The sequence below is a fragment of the Actinomycetospora lutea genome (assembly GCF_028737205.1).
Classification (GTDB): Bacteria; Actinomycetota; Actinomycetes; order Mycobacteriales; family Pseudonocardiaceae; genus Actinomycetospora; species Actinomycetospora lutea.
The window spans coordinates 42812-60192 of record NZ_JAQZAL010000010.1; the positions used below are offsets into that span (position 1 = coordinate 42812).

Annotated in this window: 21 protein-coding genes; 11 read left to right on the forward strand and 10 right to left on the reverse strand. The window is 73.1% G+C overall.

From position 1 onward, the window contains the following. Nucleotides 1–90: 90 nt before the first annotated feature. Nucleotides 91–1032, forward strand: a complete 942-nt coding sequence (locus tag PHK61_RS12715; RefSeq protein ID WP_274281347.1) for a zinc-binding dehydrogenase — start codon at nucleotides 91–93, stop codon at nucleotides 1030–1032. Between the two features lie 136 nt (nucleotides 1033–1168). Here PHK61_RS12715 and PHK61_RS12720 read toward each other — a convergent pair whose 3' ends face one another. The 8 genes from PHK61_RS12720 to PHK61_RS12755 all read right to left on the reverse strand — a co-directional run bounded on the left by PHK61_RS12720 (nucleotide 1169) and on the right by PHK61_RS12755 (nucleotide 6973). Then, nucleotides 1169–1714, reverse strand: coding sequence for a DUF3558 family protein (locus PHK61_RS12720; protein WP_274281348.1), 546 nt, complete (start codon nucleotides 1712–1714; stop codon nucleotides 1169–1171). After that, the gene (locus tag PHK61_RS12725; protein ID WP_274281349.1) at nucleotides 1711–2052 is read right to left on the reverse strand and encodes a PE domain-containing protein; all 342 of its coding nucleotides are present in this window, start codon (nucleotides 2050–2052) and stop codon (nucleotides 1711–1713) included. The genes PHK61_RS12720 and PHK61_RS12725 overlap by 4 nt, the downstream gene beginning before the upstream one ends. An 85-nt stretch (nucleotides 2053–2137) precedes the next feature. Next, nucleotides 2138–2800: a response regulator gene (locus PHK61_RS12730; RefSeq protein ID WP_274281350.1), complete on the reverse strand. Its 663-nt coding sequence runs from the start codon at nucleotides 2798–2800 to the stop codon at nucleotides 2138–2140. Then, a complete protein-coding gene (locus PHK61_RS12735; protein ID WP_274281351.1) occupies nucleotides 2788–3930 on the reverse strand; it encodes a sensor histidine kinase in 1143 nt (380 codons plus the stop codon). The genes PHK61_RS12730 and PHK61_RS12735 overlap by 13 nt, the downstream gene beginning before the upstream one ends. Nucleotides 3931–4055: 125 nt before the next feature. Then, nucleotides 4056–4838 carry a MerR family transcriptional regulator gene (locus PHK61_RS12740; protein ID WP_274281352.1) on the reverse strand — a complete coding sequence of 261 codons (783 nt, stop codon included), beginning with the start codon at nucleotides 4836–4838 and terminating at the stop codon, nucleotides 4056–4058. A gap of 34 nt (nucleotides 4839–4872) precedes the next feature. Beyond that, entirely contained in the window at nucleotides 4873–5238 is a 366-nt protein-coding gene (locus PHK61_RS12745; RefSeq protein ID WP_274281353.1) for a hypothetical protein, read from the reverse strand. Further along, complete coding sequence (locus PHK61_RS12750) at nucleotides 5235–6275, reverse strand: S-adenosylmethionine:tRNA ribosyltransferase-isomerase (protein ID WP_274281504.1); 1041 nt, start codon at nucleotides 6273–6275, stop codon at nucleotides 5235–5237. The genes PHK61_RS12745 and PHK61_RS12750 overlap by 4 nt, the downstream gene beginning before the upstream one ends. Further along, nucleotides 6275–6973: an SDR family NAD(P)-dependent oxidoreductase gene (locus tag PHK61_RS12755; RefSeq protein ID WP_274281354.1), complete on the reverse strand. Its 699-nt coding sequence runs from the start codon at nucleotides 6971–6973 to the stop codon at nucleotides 6275–6277. The genes PHK61_RS12750 and PHK61_RS12755 overlap by 1 nt, the downstream gene beginning before the upstream one ends. Before the next feature lie 94 nt (nucleotides 6974–7067). Here PHK61_RS12755 and PHK61_RS12760 point away from each other — a divergent pair, with 94 nt between their 5' ends. From PHK61_RS12760 to PHK61_RS12795, 8 genes are all read left to right on the forward strand, one after another. Next, entirely contained in the window at nucleotides 7068–7385 is a 318-nt protein-coding gene (locus PHK61_RS12760) for a hypothetical protein (protein ID WP_274281355.1), read from the forward strand. Next, a complete protein-coding gene (locus tag PHK61_RS12765; protein WP_274281356.1) occupies nucleotides 7382–8539 on the forward strand; it encodes a putative T7SS-secreted protein in 1158 nt (385 codons plus the stop codon). The genes PHK61_RS12760 and PHK61_RS12765 overlap by 4 nt, the downstream gene beginning before the upstream one ends. Next, nucleotides 8512–8910: a hypothetical protein gene (locus PHK61_RS12770; RefSeq protein ID WP_274281357.1), complete on the forward strand. Its 399-nt coding sequence runs from the start codon at nucleotides 8512–8514 to the stop codon at nucleotides 8908–8910. Before PHK61_RS12765 ends, PHK61_RS12770 begins: the two co-directional genes overlap by 28 nt. A gap of 69 nt (nucleotides 8911–8979) precedes the next feature. Next, nucleotides 8980–9846: a LysR family transcriptional regulator gene (locus PHK61_RS12775; RefSeq protein WP_274281358.1), complete on the forward strand. Its 867-nt coding sequence runs from the start codon at nucleotides 8980–8982 to the stop codon at nucleotides 9844–9846. Nucleotides 9847–9956: 110 nt separating this feature from the next. Further along, on the forward strand, nucleotides 9957–11048 hold the full coding sequence (locus tag PHK61_RS12780; RefSeq protein ID WP_274281359.1) for a hypothetical protein: 1092 nt from the start codon (nucleotides 9957–9959) through the stop codon (nucleotides 11046–11048). Between the two features lie 9 nt (nucleotides 11049–11057). Continuing rightward, nucleotides 11058–11963, forward strand: coding sequence for a fumarylacetoacetate hydrolase family protein (locus tag PHK61_RS12785; RefSeq protein WP_274281360.1), 906 nt, complete (start codon nucleotides 11058–11060; stop codon nucleotides 11961–11963). Next, nucleotides 11960–12937, forward strand: a complete 978-nt coding sequence (locus PHK61_RS12790) for an MBL fold metallo-hydrolase (protein ID WP_274281361.1) — start codon at nucleotides 11960–11962, stop codon at nucleotides 12935–12937. The genes PHK61_RS12785 and PHK61_RS12790 overlap by 4 nt, the downstream gene beginning before the upstream one ends. A 165-nt stretch (nucleotides 12938–13102) precedes the next feature. Continuing rightward, on the forward strand, nucleotides 13103–13501 hold the full coding sequence (locus tag PHK61_RS12795; RefSeq protein ID WP_274281362.1) for a hypothetical protein: 399 nt from the start codon (nucleotides 13103–13105) through the stop codon (nucleotides 13499–13501). 21 nt (nucleotides 13502–13522) lie between these two features. On the opposite strand, the gene PHK61_RS12800 is transcribed toward PHK61_RS12795, so the two are convergent. Next, the gene (locus tag PHK61_RS12800) at nucleotides 13523–14137 is read right to left on the reverse strand and encodes a sigma factor (RefSeq protein WP_274281363.1); all 615 of its coding nucleotides are present in this window, start codon (nucleotides 14135–14137) and stop codon (nucleotides 13523–13525) included. Then, nucleotides 14130–14720 (reverse strand): hypothetical protein, encoded by a 591-nt coding sequence (locus PHK61_RS12805; protein WP_274281364.1) that lies wholly within the window; start codon nucleotides 14718–14720, stop codon nucleotides 14130–14132. Before PHK61_RS12805 ends, PHK61_RS12800 begins: the two co-directional genes overlap by 8 nt. Nucleotides 14721–15076: 356 nt before the next feature. On the opposite strand from PHK61_RS12805, the gene PHK61_RS12810 reads away from it, so the two are divergent. Then, complete coding sequence (locus tag PHK61_RS12810) at nucleotides 15077–15718, forward strand: hypothetical protein (RefSeq protein WP_274281365.1); 642 nt, start codon at nucleotides 15077–15079, stop codon at nucleotides 15716–15718. Nucleotides 15719–15950: 232 nt separating this feature from the next. After that, nucleotides 15951–17150 carry an amidohydrolase family protein gene (locus PHK61_RS12815; protein ID WP_274281366.1) on the forward strand — a complete coding sequence of 400 codons (1200 nt, stop codon included), beginning with the start codon at nucleotides 15951–15953 and terminating at the stop codon, nucleotides 17148–17150. The last annotated feature ends 231 nt before the right edge of the window (nucleotides 17151–17381 follow it).

The following is a 17381-nucleotide window of genomic DNA, read 5'->3' on the forward strand; positions in this document are numbered from 1 at the left end:
GCCGACGCTAGACGAGGGGTCCGACGGCGTTCGTGTCCGGGGACCCGTGTCGCTTGACCTCGACCGCTGTCCAGCGTCGAGCCTCGGGGCATGGACGTGGTGCAGGTCGAGAGATTCGGTGGACCCGAGGTGCTGCGGGCCGCGACCGTCGCGGACCCGTCGCCGGGAGCGGGCGAGGCGGTGATCGAGGTGACCGCCTCCGACGTGATGTTCCTGGACACGCTGCTGCGCGCCGGGTGGGGCGAGGACTTCTTCCCCGTCCGCCCGCCCTACGTGCCGGGCAGCGGGGTGGTGGGCCTCGTCGACGGGCGGCGCGTCGTCGCCGACACCAAGCAGGACGTGGGCGGCTCCGAGATCCCTGTCGGCGGCTACACCTCGCGGGCCGTCGTGGCGGAGTCGGAGCTGATCCCGGTGCCGGCGGCCCTGACCGATCAGCAGGCCGTGGCGCTGCTGCACGACGGTCCGACGCTGCAGTCGTTGCTGTCCGACGTCGGCGCTCCTCGGCGGGTGCTCGTGGCCGCCGCGGCCGGGGGCGCCGGGGTCCTGCTGGTGCAGGAGCTCGCTGCTCGCGGCGTGCACGTCGTGGCCGCGGCACGCGGGGAGGCGAAGACGTCGCTGCTGCGCTCGCTCGGGGTGGCGGAGGTCGTCGACTACGGGTCCTCGTCGTGGACGTCCCGGGTGGCGCCGGTCGACACCGTGCTCGACGGGGCGGGCGGCGCGCTGGGCCGGGCCGCGTTCGAGCTGGTCGCCGATGGCGGCCGCTTCGTGTCGTACGGGACGGCGGGCGGGGAGTTCGCCGCGCCCGACCCGGCCGTCGCTGCCCGTCGGGGCGTCACCGTGGGCGGCCTGACCGACCTGCCCCGGCTGACGCGCGCCCGCCGGCGCGCCCTGGTGGAACGGAGCCCGGCCGAGGCGGCGGAGGGGCGGTACCGGCCGGTGATCGGGCAGACGTTCCCGCTGGCGCGTGCGGCGCAGGCGCACGCGGCGATCGCGGCGCGCGAGGCGGTCGGGAAGACGCTGCTGGTGCCGTGAGGGGCGGTGATCGCGACCCCGGTGACGGGAGCGGGCAGATCCGACCGGTTTCGTCACCGGGACGGTGATCTCGGGCGAGGGGAGGACGCGCCTGGTGGGTCGTGCAACCCGTGTCCTCGGACACGGGTTGCGGGAGCTACTCGCCGGGGAGGGGAGGGAGCGCGGCGACGAGGAGCTGCCCAGCCCGCTCGGCCTGCTCGCAGGCGCTGCGCGGATCGCTGGCGGTCGAGTCGGACACGAATCCTTGCCCGATGGCAGTGCCGACGGTGACGGTGCAAGTCGTCGAGTCGGGGTAGCTCTGCTCACTAGTAGCCGGCAGGCCAGCAACTTGGATCGGCGTGAACACCGCGAACTGGCGCGTCCGATACGTGTCCACGAGAACGTCTCGATCGGCGATGACGATGATCGTGAGATAGCGAGCGCCATCAGCCGATCTCCAGTCGCAGGCGCGGTCCCCGGTCTGCAGAGTCTTCGGGCGTCCGTTCGCCGTCATCCCGATATCGGCCAGGTCGGCAGCAGTCAACGCCAGACACGGATCGCTCTTCTGTCGGACATCTCGAGGCGCCGCCACCAGTGGGGCCCCGAACCGATCGGCGGTCGGCGAAGGCGCCGGAGCGGCCGGAATGCCGCAGGCGGCGACCAGTGCGACAGCGAGGGCCGCGAGCCCTAGGAGCCGGCTCACGACGAGATCGACAGCCCGGAGTTCGCGGCATCGTCGGCTTCTTCATAGGCGGCGAAACCCTCGCGCAGCGAGAGGATCATCCGCTCGAGCTCTGCGATGCCGGCCTCCAGCGCGTGTTGGAGTGAACCTGGCCCGCCCGTCGCCTTGAGGCCGAGGACATGAGCGGCATCCCGACTGACCAGATCGTTCGTCGGCGGGTCGACATGGCCCAGCTGAGTCGCCTCCTGCCGGATGCTCCTCAACTCTTCGAGCGCTCCTTGCAACTCCCGGATCGCTTCGGGCGCACGGGTGATGTCGACGTCGAACGATCCGCCACCGACGGGCACCGGTTGCGTCATGACGGCCCCTCCCGAACGTCGCCGACCCGCGAGCACGCTAGCGACGAGGCCCGCCGCGCGGGTGCGGATCCGCGGAGATCGACGCTCACCTCTCCGCGTCGTGCACGAGCAGCGCGATCTGGGTGCGGTTCTCCAGGTCCAGCTTCGCGAGCACGTGCGACACGTGCGCCTTGACCGTCGACAGGCTCATGGACGCCTCGGACGCGATCTCGGCGTTGGACCGCCCGCGCGCGATCGCCACCGCCACGTCGTACTCCCGCTCGGACAGCGCGCGCAGGGCGTCGCGGGCACGCTCCCGCTCGCCCGCGTCGGCGCCGGCCTGGTCCATGAGCCGCCGGGTGACCGTCGGCGACAGCATCGGGTCGCCCGCGGCCACGCGCTGCACGGCCTCGACGATCTCGGCCGGCGGCGTGTCCTTGAGCAGGAAGCCACCGGCGCCGGCGCGCAGCGCGTGCAGGACGTTCTCGTCGCTGTCGAAGGTCGTCAGGACGAGGACCTCGGGCGGGTCGGGGCGCTCGCGCGCCCGCCTCGTCGCCGCAAGGCCGCCGAGGCGGGGCATGCGCAGGTCCATCAGCACGACGTGCGGGGCGTGGGCGTCGACGAGGGCCGGCACCTCGTCGCCGTCGGTCGCCTCGCCGGCCACGCGGATGCCGTCCGCGCCGTCGAGCATCATCGTGAGCGCACTCCGCACGAGGGCGTCGTCGTCGACCACCAGCACACGGATCTCCGGGGCGCTCACTCCGGCCACGGTAGTTCCGCGAGCAGGCGGAACTCGCCGTCGGCGGTCCGCCCGTGCTCGAGACGGCCACCCACCGACGCGGCGCGCTCGACGAGCCCCACGAGACCGGTGCCGCGCCCGTCGGGCGCCACCGCGCCGACCGGCAGGCGGTTGACGACCTCGACCCGCAGCACCTCGCCCTCCGCCCCCGCGACGACCACCGACACCGGCACCCCCGCCGCGTGCTTGCGCGCGTTCGTCAGCCCCTCCTGCACGATCCGGTAGGCGGTGCGGCCGAGCGTCTCGGGCGGATCGCCCTCCACCGACGAGGACAGCGACACCGACAGCCCCGCCTCCCGCGACTCCTCGACCAGCGCCGGGAGGTCCGCGGACGTCGGCTGCGGGCGCGCGTCGCCGGAGACGCCGACCAGGTCGTCCGCGCGCAGCACCCCGATCACCTCCCGCAGCTCCTCCAGCGCCTGGTGCGCTCCGGCGCGGACGACGCCGGCCGCGCGCGCGATCTGCTCGGCGGGCGCGTCGGGCCGGTACTCCAGCGCGCCGGCCGACGCGGCGACCAGCGAGAGCCGGTGACCGAGCACGTCGTGCATCTCGCGGGCGATCGTCGCGCGCTCCTGCCGCCGGGCCGCGGCGATCCGCGCCGCCTGCTCCGCCTCGGCGCGTCGGCGCTCCTCCTCGCGGGCGGCCGTCCGCAGCCGCACCAGCGCACCCCAGGCGACCAGGGCGGCGTGGGTGACGACGTCGATCACCAGCAACCAGCCGTAGGGCAGCCCGGGGATCGGACGGACGAGGCCCTGCACCGCGTGGGCGACCGCGCCGGCCGCCCCGACCGCCACCGCAGTCGCCAGCGGCCGGACGGTCGCCACCCGCAGCACGCCGATCGTCGCGGCCGGGGTCGCCGCCGGCGAGAACGCGGCCAGCACCGCCATCGCCAGCGCCCCGGCGACGGGCCGCCGGATGAGCAGCGGCACCAGCGCGCAGGCGACGAGCGTGGCGCCGGCGTCGACGACGATCGCGAGCGTCGACCCGCGGATGTCCGTCCGGCTGATCAGGGTCAGGCCGCCGAGGACCAGCACCACGGCCCCCGTCGTCCACGCCGCCCACCGCTCGGCGGACCGGTCGGGCGGGCAGGTCGCGTCCACGGGCCGGGACACTAGGTCGGTCGCGCGGCAGGGCACATCCGACCGAAGTGCAGGCCGACCCCGACCTCCGGCCACCGCCGCGCGCCCACGCCCGACGCGACCGGCCGCGGCGACCTGGCGCCGGCTCAGCCCTGACGCGCCGCGTTGGCGTGGACCGCGTCGTGGACGTACTGCGCGAGCCCGGTCGCCTGCTCCTCGTAGGTCCTCGCGAAGCGCTCGTCGTTCACGTACATCTCCGAGATGCACGCGTGGAACTCCGGCGAGCAGTCGAAGAACCACCGCGCCATGTGCTGCCGGTGGGCCTCGGCGACGTCCATGGCGCGCTCGCCGTCGGCCGGCTCGCCGGCCTGCAGGGCGGCGACGAAGCGGGCGTTGACGTCGTCCATCTCCGCCTTGATCGCCTCCCAGTCCGCCTTCGTGTACTGCGCCGTGCGCTGCTGCGACTGGCGCCACGCCTCGGTGTCGCCCCGGCGCTCCCGCGCCTCCTGCTGGTACTCCTCCTTGAAACCCTCGCCGAACAGCTCCCGCTGCTCGTCGGGCGTGAGCTGGATTCCGGACACCTCTGCCTCCAGGGCTCGGTCGATGGCCGTGACGAGCTCGGCGAGCTCGTCCAGCCGGGACATGACCTCGGCCCGTTGCCGGCGCAGGTGCGCGGCGACGTCGGCGTCGGGGTCGTCGAGGAGCACCGCGGCCTCCTCGAGCGAGAACCCGAGCCGCCGGTACACGACGACGTGCTGCAGGCGCACGAGGTCCTCCTGGGTGTAGAGCCGGTACCCCGCCGCACTGCGACGGCTCGGGCGCAGCAGCCCGATCTCGTCGTAGTGGTGCAGGGTCCGGATCGTCACCCCGGAACGCTCGGCGACCTGACCCACCGTCCAGGTGGTCGTCCCCGCTGCCGTCTCGGTCATGGGAACCACCCTCGGCCCTTCCGTCGCGTGAGGGTCAAGTCTCCCGCACGAACCCGATGAGACGGGGCACGAGGACGTCCGGACGGAAGTCGCCGACGACGTCCTGCTCGGGCTCGCCGTACATCGCCAACCGCTCGACCTCGCAGTGCTCCATCACGTCGGCGATGTAGGGGTCCGAGAGCTCCCAGTGGCGCACGATCGCCGCGGAGTCGGGGTAGAGCTGGAAGCTGTGGGCGAGCAGGTGCTCCTCGTCGACGAACACCTGGACCGCGAGCTGCGGACCGTGCTCCTCGACGAACGCGACGGCCCGCTCGACCGCGGCCCGGAACTCCGCGACGTGGCCCTCGGTGATCCGCATCGTGTTGTGCAGCAGCAGGGGCGCGTGCCGGGTGGACCTCACGACGCCTCCCCGGGCAGCAGGAGCGTCGAGTCGCCGAACTCGTGCCAGAGGTAGCGCGCGGCGACCGCCGCCGCGTACGTCTCCCCGACCAGCGCCGGGCCGGCCACCGCCTCCAGGAGCGCGAGGTGGCTCGCCTCCGGCTCGTGGAGGCCCGAGATGAGGCCGGTGATCGTGCGGGCCGGACGGTGGGCGCCGAGGACGAGGTCGGTCCACCCGTGTCCCGGAGACACGGTTCCGTCGGGTGCGGCGACGGTCTCCAGCGCGCGCACCACCGTCGTCCCGACCGCGACGACCCGTGACCGGGCCTCGTGCGCCGAGTTCACCAGCCGTGCCGTGGCCGCCGGCACCGCGTAGGGCTCGGGCGAGGGCGGCTCGTGCTTCTCGGGGCTGGACACCCCGGCGTGCAGCACGAGCGGCGCGATCGTGATCCCGCGCGCCATCAGCCGCACGAGCAGGCGCTCGGACAACGGTCGGCCCGCGCTCGGCATCTCCGCGCTGCCCGGGACGGTGGCGTAGACGGTCTGGTGATCCGCGAGCGGGAACCGGCCGGCGAGGTGCCCGTAGGCGATCGGGCGGCCGTAGGTCGCGAGGTACCCGGCGAGCCCGACCGGCGGCCACGGGCGCGCCCGCCAGAGCCGCCGCGGCGCGTGCCCGTCCGGATAGGGCGCGATGAGCGTGAGGACGAGCCCCGGCGGGCCGAGCCGGTCGCCGGCGGCGACGTCGGTCTCGGGACCGTCCGGACGGCGCGGCTCGACGACCCAGTCGCCGTCGTCGAGCGCGGTCGCGACGTGCAGGGTCATCGCCCGCCCGTCGTCGTGGCGGACATCGAGGGCGGCCGGGAGCGTCGCGGAGGTGTTGACGACGAGCAGGTCGCCGGGGTCGAGGATCTCCGCGAGCTCGTCGAAGCGGTGGTGCTCGACCGCCCCGGGGCGCGCCACGAGCAGGCGCACCCCGTCGCGGGCGAGCCCGCGGTGCTCCGGCGGCTCGTGCGCCTCGCCGCGGGGCGGGAGGACGAACCGGGTCGACGGCAGCACCATCACGACGTCACCGCCGGGGTCAGGTCGGCGGCGCGGTAGCGGCCGCTGGGGTGGTCGCCGTCGATCAGCGCGCGCAGCGCGGGCACGACGGTCGCGGGCTCGGGGCGGTCGCTGATGTCCTCGCCCGGGAAGGCCTCCTGGTGCATGACGGTGCGCATGTCGCCGGGGTCGACGACGTGCACGCGCCACTGCGGGTTCTCGACGGCCAGCACGGCGCCGAGGTGCTCGAGCGCGGCCTTCGAGCTGCCGTAGCCGCCCCAGCCGGCCATCGCCTCGGCGCCGGCGTCGGAGGTGATCGCGAGGATCCTGGCGCCGGGCCGCAGCAGCGACCGCAGCGCCTGCACCAGGCCCAGCGGGGCGAGGACGTTGACGCGGTAGACCTGCTCGAGGACGTCGAGCGGGTAGTCGGCGAGCTCCGGCTGCGGGCTGGGGCCGAGCAGGCTCGCGTTGAGGACGAGCAGGTCGAGGCCGCCGAGGTCGTCGGCCGCCTCGGCGAGCACGGCGCGGTGCGCGGGGTCGGCGACGTCGCCGGGGACGTCCACCACGCCGGGCAGGCCGGCGACGGCGCCGGCGAGCTGATCGCCGTGCCGCGCGTCGACGACGACCCGCCACCCGGCGGCGGCGAGGTCGGCCGCGAGCGCGAGCCCGAGTCCGCGGGAGGCGCCGGTGATGAGTGCGGTGGGTTGCTGAGCGTTCATGTGCTCGACCGTGCGACCTGCACGAAGGTCGAGGTCAAGCACCGGTCTCCCGAAATCGCACCCGGGGCGGAACCGCAGGTGCCACCCTCCGGGCATGGCCGGTGGCTACGCGGTGGATCTCGACGCCCTCCACCGCGCGGCCCAGGGGGTGCGGGCCACGGTCGACCAGGTCGGGGGCACCCGGCTCGACGGCGTCGGGACGGCCGCCGGCCACGAGCGGCTCGGCGCGGCACTCGCGGAGTTCGCCACGCGATGGCAGCGGGGCGTGGAGGCCCTCGTCGAGGACGGCCGGGCGGTCGCCGACCGGCTGGGCGCCGCCGAGCACGGCTATCGCCGCGCCGAGTCGGGCGCGGTCCGCCGCCTCGACGGCCTGCTCCGGGGCTCCGGTCCGGACCCGGGTGGTGGTGGATGACGGAGCTGGGGGTCACCGAGGACCCGGTGGCACTCGTCCCCGGCAACCCCGTCGTCCTCCGGACCGCCGGCGAGACCTACCGCCGCTACGGACGGATGCTCGCCGACGCCGCGGGCGGGCTCGGCCGTCTGGGCTCGCCGGAGGGGTGGTCCGGGCCGGCGGCGGACGGCTTCCGCGCCGCCTTCGCGCCCGAGCCCCGGCGATGGCAGGACGCCGCCACGGCGTTCGGCGACGCCGCCCGCGTCGTCGACGACCACGCCGACGCGATCGAGTGGGCGCGCGGACGGGCCGGTGAGGCGGTGGCTCGCTGGCGGGAGGGCCGGGCCGCGTCGAGCGCCGCGCGAGCACAGTACGACCAGGCCGTCGCCGGCGGCGCCGTGCCCGTGCCCTTCGTCGACCCCGGTGAGAGCGCACGCGCCGATGCGCAGGCGGTGCTGGCGGACGCGCGCCGCCAGGTACGCGCATCCGGGGACAGGTCGGCCGCGGCCGTCACCGCTGCGTGCGGCGCCGCGCCTGCCGCGCCCGGGTTCCGGGGCCGGATCGCCGACGGCGCGGGGGCCGTCGCCGCGGGGCTCGGCAACGCGAGCGCGTCGGTCGGCAACGCCCTGCTCGACCACCCCGCGAACGTGGCGGCGATGCTCGGCGGGGGCGCGCTCGCGGGTGTCGGTGCCGTCGGTGTGGCGGGCGCGGCCGGCGCCACCGCCACCGGCGTCGGCGCTCCCGTCGGCGTCCCGCTCGGCGGGCTCTCCGCGGCCGGCGTCGCGACCGGGGCCGCCATCGCCGGCCTCGGTGCCGCCGACACCGTCCGGCACGCCCTCACCGACGACCGCGTCGCACCGTTCACCGTGGCGACGGACGCGGACGCCGACGAGGCCGCACCGTTGTCGCCTCCGGACCGCATCACGACGGTGGGCGACCCGGGAATCAACCCCAACGTCCGACAGCTGGCGGACGATCAAGCCGTACGCGAGTTCTACGACGAGCTCGCGGAGGACGGCACACCCGTCACCTGGGATGGGTACCGCGGAACCTCGGTACGCCTCCCGGACGGCACGGAGATCGGTCTCCGGGGTCTGTCGAACTCCGGTGGGACGACAATGGACGCGAAACTCCCGAACGGAGAGCAATGGAAGGTCCACATCCCCCGACGCTGACCGAACAGGACGGCGCCGCGCAGATCCTGCTGCGCGGCATCGACGACTGGGTCAGCCTCGCCGAGGCCCGCTTCGTGGTCCACCTCGCCGACGGCACTGACGTGCCGTACCGGGACCGCGACCCCGTGACCCTCCGTGAGGCGACGTTGGACGCGATCGCGATCCTGCTCGACAACGACCTGGCACGAGCCGGCGCGCTGGGCGAGGAGTTCGAACCCTGGAATCTCGCTCCGGACGACGCCATGTCACGGCTCCGCCGGGAGTGGTGGGACCCGGAGAAGGACCTCGTCCCCGGCAACATCTGCTGGCTGGAGAACACCCCGGCCGGGACCGAGGTCGGCCTGGCGCTCGAGGCCGCTCGCGGTACTTGAGTCCGGACCCGTTCCTCCCGACCCCGGACCGCAGTAGCGTCGCCGGTCACGGAGCCAGGGCGGTCGGGCATGGACATACGAGAACTCCGCTATGTGGTGACCCTCGCGGAGGAACGGCACTTCCGGAAGGCGGCGGAGCGGCACTACATCGCTCCCCAGGCCTTCGGTCGGCGTGTCCGCGCCCTGGAGAAGGAGGTCGGCGCGCGGCTGTTCGACCGCACCAGCCGGCGGGTCGAGCTCACCGCCGCGGGTGCGCGGCTGGTCGAGCGGGCCCGCGACGTGCTGGCCCGTGTCGACCACCTCGCCGCCGCCGTCCGCGACGCGCCGCCCGCGCCCGACGACGCCGTGGTGCGGGTCGGTGTCCTCGGCTTCGGGGCGGCCGACCGCTGGCCCGACCTGCGCGAGCTCGTCCGCGCCCAGCTCCCGGGGCGCACGCTCGTGCACATCGAGCTGGACTGGGACACGCAGTACGAGGCCGTGCGTGACGGGGACGTCGACGTCGCCGTCATCCACGACGTCGGGCCGGTGGAGGGCGTGCGCCTCGACCGGCTGTTCGTCACCCCGCGGGTCGCCGTCGTCCCCGCCGCCTCGCCCTTCGCCGACGCGGACCGCCTCGACGAGGACGACGTCGAGGGCCACCCGTGGGTCGCGCCCGCGGGCCGTCACCCCGGCCTCGGCGCCTGGGCCGGGTTCACGGGCCAGGCGTCGCGGCGCAGCCCGGTCGTGCGCACCCCGGCGGCGATCCCCGCCGCCGTCGCCACCTCGGGGATGCTCGGGGTCCACGGCGAGCTCGCGCGACGCTTCTTCCCCCGCCCCGACGTGTGCTTCGTGCCGCTCGCGGGCCCGGAGGCGCAGGTCTCGGTGGCCACGCGCGCCGACGACGACTCGCGCACCGCCGTCGCGTTCCGCCAGGCCGCCGGGCTGCTCGCGACCTGACCGTGTCAACCCCGGATCGCAACCGAACCGGCACGTGATCCGGGTCGCGGTCCGCGCCACGGTGGGCACGACAAGCTCGACGACCCCCTCGACGATGTGGGAGGCCCACCATGGCCCGCCGGCTCAGCGACCACTTCGGCCACCTGTTCCCGACCACCGCGGTGGGCTCCTACCCGCGGCCGAAGTGGAACACCTTCGACCTCGGCGGCGAGGACATCCGCGTGGCGATGCGCCGCGGCGACTTCGCCGAGGCCTACAGCGACGGCGTCCGCGCCATGATCGGCGACCAGGTGGACGCCGGCGTCGACCTGCCCACCGACGGCCACCTCTGGTACGACCGCCACGAGGGCTTCATCTCCTCGTTCCTGCTCTACCCGGCCTACCACCTCGACGGCATCACGGTGGAGCCCGCGCCCAACCACCTGTTCGACATGTTCGGCACCGAGACCGCCGCGCCGTTCGCCGGCACCTGGAGCGAGGTCGCCGTCGACGGCCCGATCGGGCGCGGCACCATGCACCTCGCCGACCTGTGGACCAGCGCCCGCGCCGTCAGCCCCCGCACCGTCAAGTTCTGCAGCGGCATGGGCCCGGCCAACCTCGCCGGCTGGCTGACCGACCGCCACTACCACGACAAGAAGGCCCTGTACCGCGACCTCGCGGCCGCCTACAACGCGGAGTTCAAGGACGCGGTCGCCGCCGGCGTGGAGGTGCTGCAGCTCGACGACGTCGGCTTCACCCTGCACCAGCCCGAGGACTACCCGCTGGTCGTCGAGACGCTCAACCAGGCGCTCGACGGCGTCGAGGCGCTCACGATCTTCCATATCTGCCACCTGGCCAGCGGCGTCCCCGTCGGCATCACCCCGTACGCGGGCTTCCACGAGCTCGTCGCGAACGAGCTGCAGGTCGACGCCGTCGAGTACGCCTTCGCCGAGACCGGGTTCCCGGACGACGACTTCGACCTGTGGTCGCGCTACCCCAGCGACAAGGGCATCGGCGTGGGGTGCATCGACATCAAGCGCCTCGTCGTCGAGACGCCGGACGCGATCGTCGCCGGCGTGCGCAAGGCCCTCGAGCACGTCTCGCCCGACCGCGTGCACCTGACCTCGGACTGCGGACTGTTCTCGCTGCCGCGTCCGATGGCGCGCGGGAAGCTGGTGTCGATGGCGAAGGCGGCCGAGCAGCTGCGGGCCGAGTTCAGCTGAGGAGGAGCGTTGCGCTGGAGCACGTACCGGACGACCGACGGGGACGAACAGGTCGGCCTCTGGCGGGGCGACCGGCTCCACCCCGTCCCGGGGACGTCGTCGCTGCTCGAACTGATCGCGCGCGAGCGGCTGGCGACGGCGGCCGAGCAGGTCGGCGAGCCGATCGACCCGAGCACCGTCGTCCTCCTCCCGCCGATCCCCCGGCCGCCGTCGATCCGCGACTTCATGGCGTTCGAGGAGCACGTCGTCACGGCCAGCGCGGCGATCGGGCTGACCGTCGACCCGCTCTGGTACCAGCAGCCCTGCTTCTACTTCACCAACCCGGCGTCGCTGCGCGGCCCGCACGACGAGATCCCGGTGCCGCCCGGGAGCGCCGCGCTGGACTACGAGCTCGAGATCGCGGCGGTGATCGGCCGGGAGGGGCGTGACGTGGCCCCGGCCGACGCGGCCGACCACATCGCGGGCTACCTGCTCTTCTGCGACTGGAGCGCCCGCGACCTGCAGGGCACCGAGATGAAGCTGAACCTCGGCCCGGCAAAGGGCAAGGACTTCGCCTCGAGCTGCGGGCCGTGGATGGTCACGCCCGACGAGCTCGTGCCGACCGCGGCGATGGCGGCCTCGGTGAACGGCCGGCCGTGCAGCGCGGGCCGTCTCGACGCCCTGTACTGGAGCTTCGCGCAGATGATCGCCTACGCCTCGCGCGGCACCCGCGTGGTGCCGGGCGACCTCATCGGTTCGGGCACGGTCGGCACCGGCTGCCTGCTCGAGCTCTCCCGGGTCCACGGCGGCGACGCCTATCCGTGGCTGCAGCCCGGCGACCGTGTCCACCTCGAGGCCGAGGGGCTCGGCGCCATCGACGCCGGCATCGTCCCGGGCCCGGCTCCCGTCCCGCTCCGACCGGAAGGCACCTCGTGAGCAGCAGCACCGTCGACATCACCGTGCCCGGACCCCCGCGGTGCGAGGAGGTCTCCGACGGCATCCACGCCTACGTCCAGCCCGACGGCACGTGGTGGATCAACAACACCGGGTTCGTCGTCGGGCCGCAGGGCGTGGTCGCGATCGACGCGTGCTCCACCGAGCGGCGCACCCGCGCGTTCCTCGACACGATCGCGTCGGTCACCGACCGGCCCGTGCGCACCCTGGTGAACACCCACCACCACGGCGACCACACGTTCGGCAACGCGCTCTTCGGCGGCGCCGCGATCGTGGCGCACGAGCGGACGCGCTCGGAGGCGATCGCGTTCGGCCCGGCGCGCGAGCTGCCCTACTGGCACAACCCCGAGTGGGGCGACCTCCCCCTCGACCCGCCGTTCGTCACCTACACCGACCGGATCGCCGTGCACGCCGGCGACCTGCGCGGCGACGTCCTGTACGTCGGCACCCCGGCGCACACGACCAACGACTCGATCGTCTGGTTCCCCGACCGCTCGACGCTCTTCTGCGGAGACCTGATCTTCAACGGCGGCACGCCGTTCCTGCTCATGGGCTCGGTGGCGGGCGCGATCGACGTGCTCGAGAACGTCATCGCGCCGCTGGAGGCGCAGACCGTCGTGCCCGGGCACGGCCCGGTGTTCCACGACCGCGCCCCGCTCGACGCGACGCTGGACTACCTGCGCTTCGTCCTCGACGTCGCCCAGCGCGGCCGCGCTGCCGGCGTCAGCCCGCTGCAGGCGGCCCGCGACACCGACCTCGGCCGGTTCACCGACTGGCCCGACGCCGAGCGCATCGTCGGCAACCTGCACCGCGCCTACGCCGAGCTCGGTGGGATGCGCAGCGAAGCGGAGCCGGACCCGTCGCCGGCGCTGGAGCGCGGCGGGCAGATCGACGTGTTCGGGGCGCTCGACGACATGGTGACCTACCACGGCGGCCCGCTGACCTGCTTCGCCTGAACCCAGCGCACCGTCGTCTCCACGCTCGGTTGCCACTCGCGGGGACGGTCTCGTAGAAGCTGTCCCGGGCGTCACCCCCGGGCCCGAAATCTCCTCCTGCCCGCCGGTTGCCATCCGCCACCGGCGTTCGTAGATGCTCGTGAGGACCCTGACAGAGGAGCAGTCATGAGCATCAGTAGGTGGTGGTCGCGGGTACGACCGCAGCAGTCGACGACGGACGAGCACGAGTCCGCAGCGGACGCGCTCGCGTTCCTTCCGCCCGAGGCCCAGGACGTGCTCGCGAGTCTTCACGGAGCGCCGCCGACCGTGTGCCAGGCGGTTGTTCAGCTCCTGCCACTCGGCTCTCGCATCGCACTGGAGCAGAACGGTCTCGCACGCCAACGGGACGTTCCCGGCGACCACTACCGGCTGGTGCTCACCTCCAAGGCCTTCGAAGTGATGGAGGTTGCCGCAGCGTGCGCGGAGGGCTACGACCTCGAGACCGACATCGAGGACGACGAGCTGGACCAGCGGGCGCGTGCAGCCCTTGTTGCCCGGTCCGCCACACGGGACCCGCGCACCTGATCGCCGGGCGAGCGCGCGTGCTCAGTCACCGGAGCTCTCGCGCAGGTGCGCGCGAAACCGCTCGAGGGCCTTCGCCACGCCGGTATGGCTGAGACCGCAGAGTTCGGCCACCCGCCGATTGCTGGGCACGTCCCCGGTCGTCTCGATCTGGTCCAGCAGGCAGGTGGCGACCCGGAAGGCCGTCGCATCTCCGCTCCTCCGCACAGCCGACAAGGCCGAGCGAACGAGATCCACCGTGGCGCGGCGCTCGAGTTTCGCCACGACTTCGGCATCAGCGAATTTCTCCGGCAGGTGCTCGGGCGAGACGGTGAACTCCCGCCCGTGCCGGGCGCTCTTGATGTGGTCGATCCCCCCGTGTCGCACAGCGGTCATGAGGTATCCCGGCACCTGCTCGGGGTCGACGCGCGCCTCGGCGACCTTACGCAGTACACCCACAACCGCGTCCGCCGCGATGTCACGCGCGTCGTCGTCTGCGATCGTCGGAAAGCGACGCCGCAAGTATCCCTCCAGAAACCGGAGAGCATCGGCCGTGAGGGCTCGGTCCGGGTCTGGACCGCCGGCGAGCGCCTTGCTGAAGTCCGCCAGACGATCCTGCGTCGCGAAGGGCCCCCTGCCGACCGGATTCTCGTCAGCCACGGACGTTCACCGCATCCTCCGCCATGGAGCGCGCGAATTCCTCGACCGCCGCTCTGACCGAATCGGCGGTGATGGGTCCTAGCCGGTACTGCCGTTCGCGCGCTCGGAGTTCCTCGGCGAGTTCCTGCCAGCTCACGGTGACCATCTCGTCGACCCCGCCCTCGAGCCGATCCAGGAAGTGGGTCACGGCCAGATACTGGAGCTTCTGCGCGGGGTGCAGCGGCCTGGCCGACCGCAGGGCGCCGAGGGCCTCACGCACGGCCGCGACCGACGACTCCGTCCCGAACGCACGTCGGACCAGATGACGATCCCGCGCCTCGGTGCGTGCGAGACTCGCCCTGTCCGACGAGCACGAGTGGCCGAAACCGCAGTCCTCCGACGCCCAGCAACCTCTGGCGATCATGCATTGCCGCTGCCGGATCGCCTCGTTGTCAGCGTCGCTCAGGAGAGCATCCGCGTTGATGGACCGGGGTTGCCGAGCGTAGACCGGCGCGATGAACTCGACCGTCGTGCGCCAGGCGATGCGCTGCACGCTCTGCGTCGGGAGGATCACACCGAAGGCGTCCGCGAGGTACCGCTCCACCGCTTGGATCAATTCATTGCACGCGTGTCGGACCGTGGCTTGATGGTGTCGGCGCATAACACGTACGGAGTAGGCGCGCGAGTTCACCCTCGCGACAGAGGCACGGACCCGACGCCGCGCGACATCTGATCTCCCTCCTGATTGCATCTCGGTCCGCCGCGCCTGAATATCCGTCAGCGCGAGTTCCCCCGTAGGAGACTGATCTTCTCCCATCGGCGGCCCCCCTTCGGACCGCACGTGCTCTATTGGGCAGTCCACCGCTCGGTGATACGGTACGCACACAACGACCGCGACGTGTTAACCCATAAGGGTGACCGTGTTGACCGGGGGCAGCTATGTCGTTGCTGGCAGCAATCATGACCTCCTCGGTCTTCGCATTCTTCGGTTTTCCATTTCGTTACTACGCCTGCTGGTGGTCGTTCTCCCGGCTCGGCTCGACGACGCTGGTCTTGGTCTATTTCTTCGTCGCCGGCGCCGGCGGCGGCTTTCTCGGCTGGCTCCTGGGACGGGCCGCGAACCTGCACCCCACGTCCAGCCTTGCTGCAGACGGCATCTTCTACGGCCTGGCGGGCGCCATCGCTCTGCGGGCCGACTTCGGACCACGGAAACGGCGATCACCGACGGACAGGACCGACCCGGTCCTTCAGGATGTGCGTTCGATCCTCGGGTTCGCGGTGACGTGGGTCGAAAAAGCCTTGGATGACCTGACGGAGATGAAGGCCGGCAACTGGCTGAACAGAATGACAGACGAGAACCTGAGCGAGCAGGCCAACGCGATCCAGTCCCGCATCAAAGGTCGATCCGACGTTCCCGCCAAGGCCAAGAAGCAGATGCGCGAACGGCTCGTCTCCAGCCTCGAGAGCCTCGGGTCCGCCAATGGCGCCGAGGCGCGTGGAGACATCGTGTGGTTCTGCGCCGAGTACTATTCGACTTCACACATCCCTCGTCTGGAGAGTCGATTGCGTCCGCAATCGCGCCGGGTATCGACCACGGCTTGAAACGAGAGGCGTGCTCCGACGAACCTCCAGCGACCGTCGTCCGACCCCCGGGGTCGGCTGATCGCACCGCGGGACACGGCGGAACCTCGCCCCGCGATGACCGTCGAAGGAGGTGACACCGCGACGACGAGCCAGTGGCCCGATCACCTCGACGCCAGGGCGCGGGCGGCGGCGCCCGCGACAACCCCGGCCGGCGGTGCCACCCTGAGGGATGTCCGCAGGGAGGCAGCGCATGACGACGATCTCCGGCGCGCGGGTGTTCGACGGGACCGATGTCCTCGGCACGGCGAGCGTGTCGTTCGAGGACGGCGTCATCACCGAGGTCCGCCCCGGATCGGACCACGACGGGGACGTCGACGGCCGCGGGATGACGCTGCTCCCGGGGCTCATCGACGCCCACGTGCACCTGCGCGGTGCAGGCAACCTCGGGCAGGACATGCGCTACGGCGTCACCACCGTGCTGGACATGTTCTCGGCGCCCCCGCAGTTCACCGCCATGCTGCGACGTCGCGCGGCGCGGCACACCGAGGAGGCCGACCTGCGCAGCTCCGGGCTCATGGCCGGCGCGGTCGACGGCTGGCCCGCGGTCATCCTGCCGCCCGACCCCTCGGGCTGGCGGATGCCCGGGCTCTCGGGTCCCGAGGACGCCGAGCAGTTCGTCGCCGACCGCGTCCGTGAGGGCTCCGACTACCTCAAGGTGTTCGTCGAGAACAGTGCCGACGTCGATCGGCCGGTGCTCAGCCCGGAGACGGTCGCCGCGGTGTGCGCGAGCGCGCGCTCGCACGGCCTGCAGACCGTCGCCCACGCGCCGACCCGCTGGGCTTTCCGCACCGCGATCGAGGCCGGCGTCGACGTCCTCACCCACGTCCCGCTCGACGGCCCGATGGACGACGACCTCGACCTCGCCGGCCTCGTCGTCTGCCCGACCCTGACGATGATGCGGGCCCGCGCCGACGCCCGGAGCACCGACGAGCTGCTCGCCGACCCGCGCCTGCTCGCCGGCCTCGACAAGGAGGTCACCGACGCGCTGCGCGCCGGCGACCGGGGCCACCTGCCGGTCAGCAAGCGCCCCGGCACCGACTACGCGCACGCCGCCGAGAACCTCGCGCGGCTGGCCGAGGGCGGCGCCACGGTGCTCGCCGGCACCGACGCCAACGACGTCCCGGGCCACGCGGCGGCCGTGCTCCACGGCGCGTCGATGCACCTCGAGCTCGCGCTGCTCGCCCGCGCCGGCATGACCCCGCGGGAAGTGCTGCGCGCCGCGACGTCGGTGCCCGCCGCCGTCTTCGGGCTCGCCGACCGCGGCCGCATCGCGCCCGGACAGCGCGCCGACCTGCTGCTCGTCGCCGGCGACCCGCTCACCGACATCACGGCGACCCGCGACGTGCGCGGCGTCTGGCGGTCCGGTGTCCGGTTCTCTGACGATCCCTAGCGCTCTCTCGCGTCCGCGCTAGACAGCGCGAGAATGGGCGAGGAACACGCGCATCCGGGTGTATCGGGCCGTCTCGCGATCACGCTAGACGACCGGAGACAGTCCGAGATCCGCCAGGACGGGCACGGTCATCGGCCTGAACCGCCGCCCGGTCGACCCCGAGGTCGTCGACCAGGAGCCGCTGCTCGACCTGCTCTCCAGCCTCCTGTCCTCGGTGCTCGAGGCCGACAC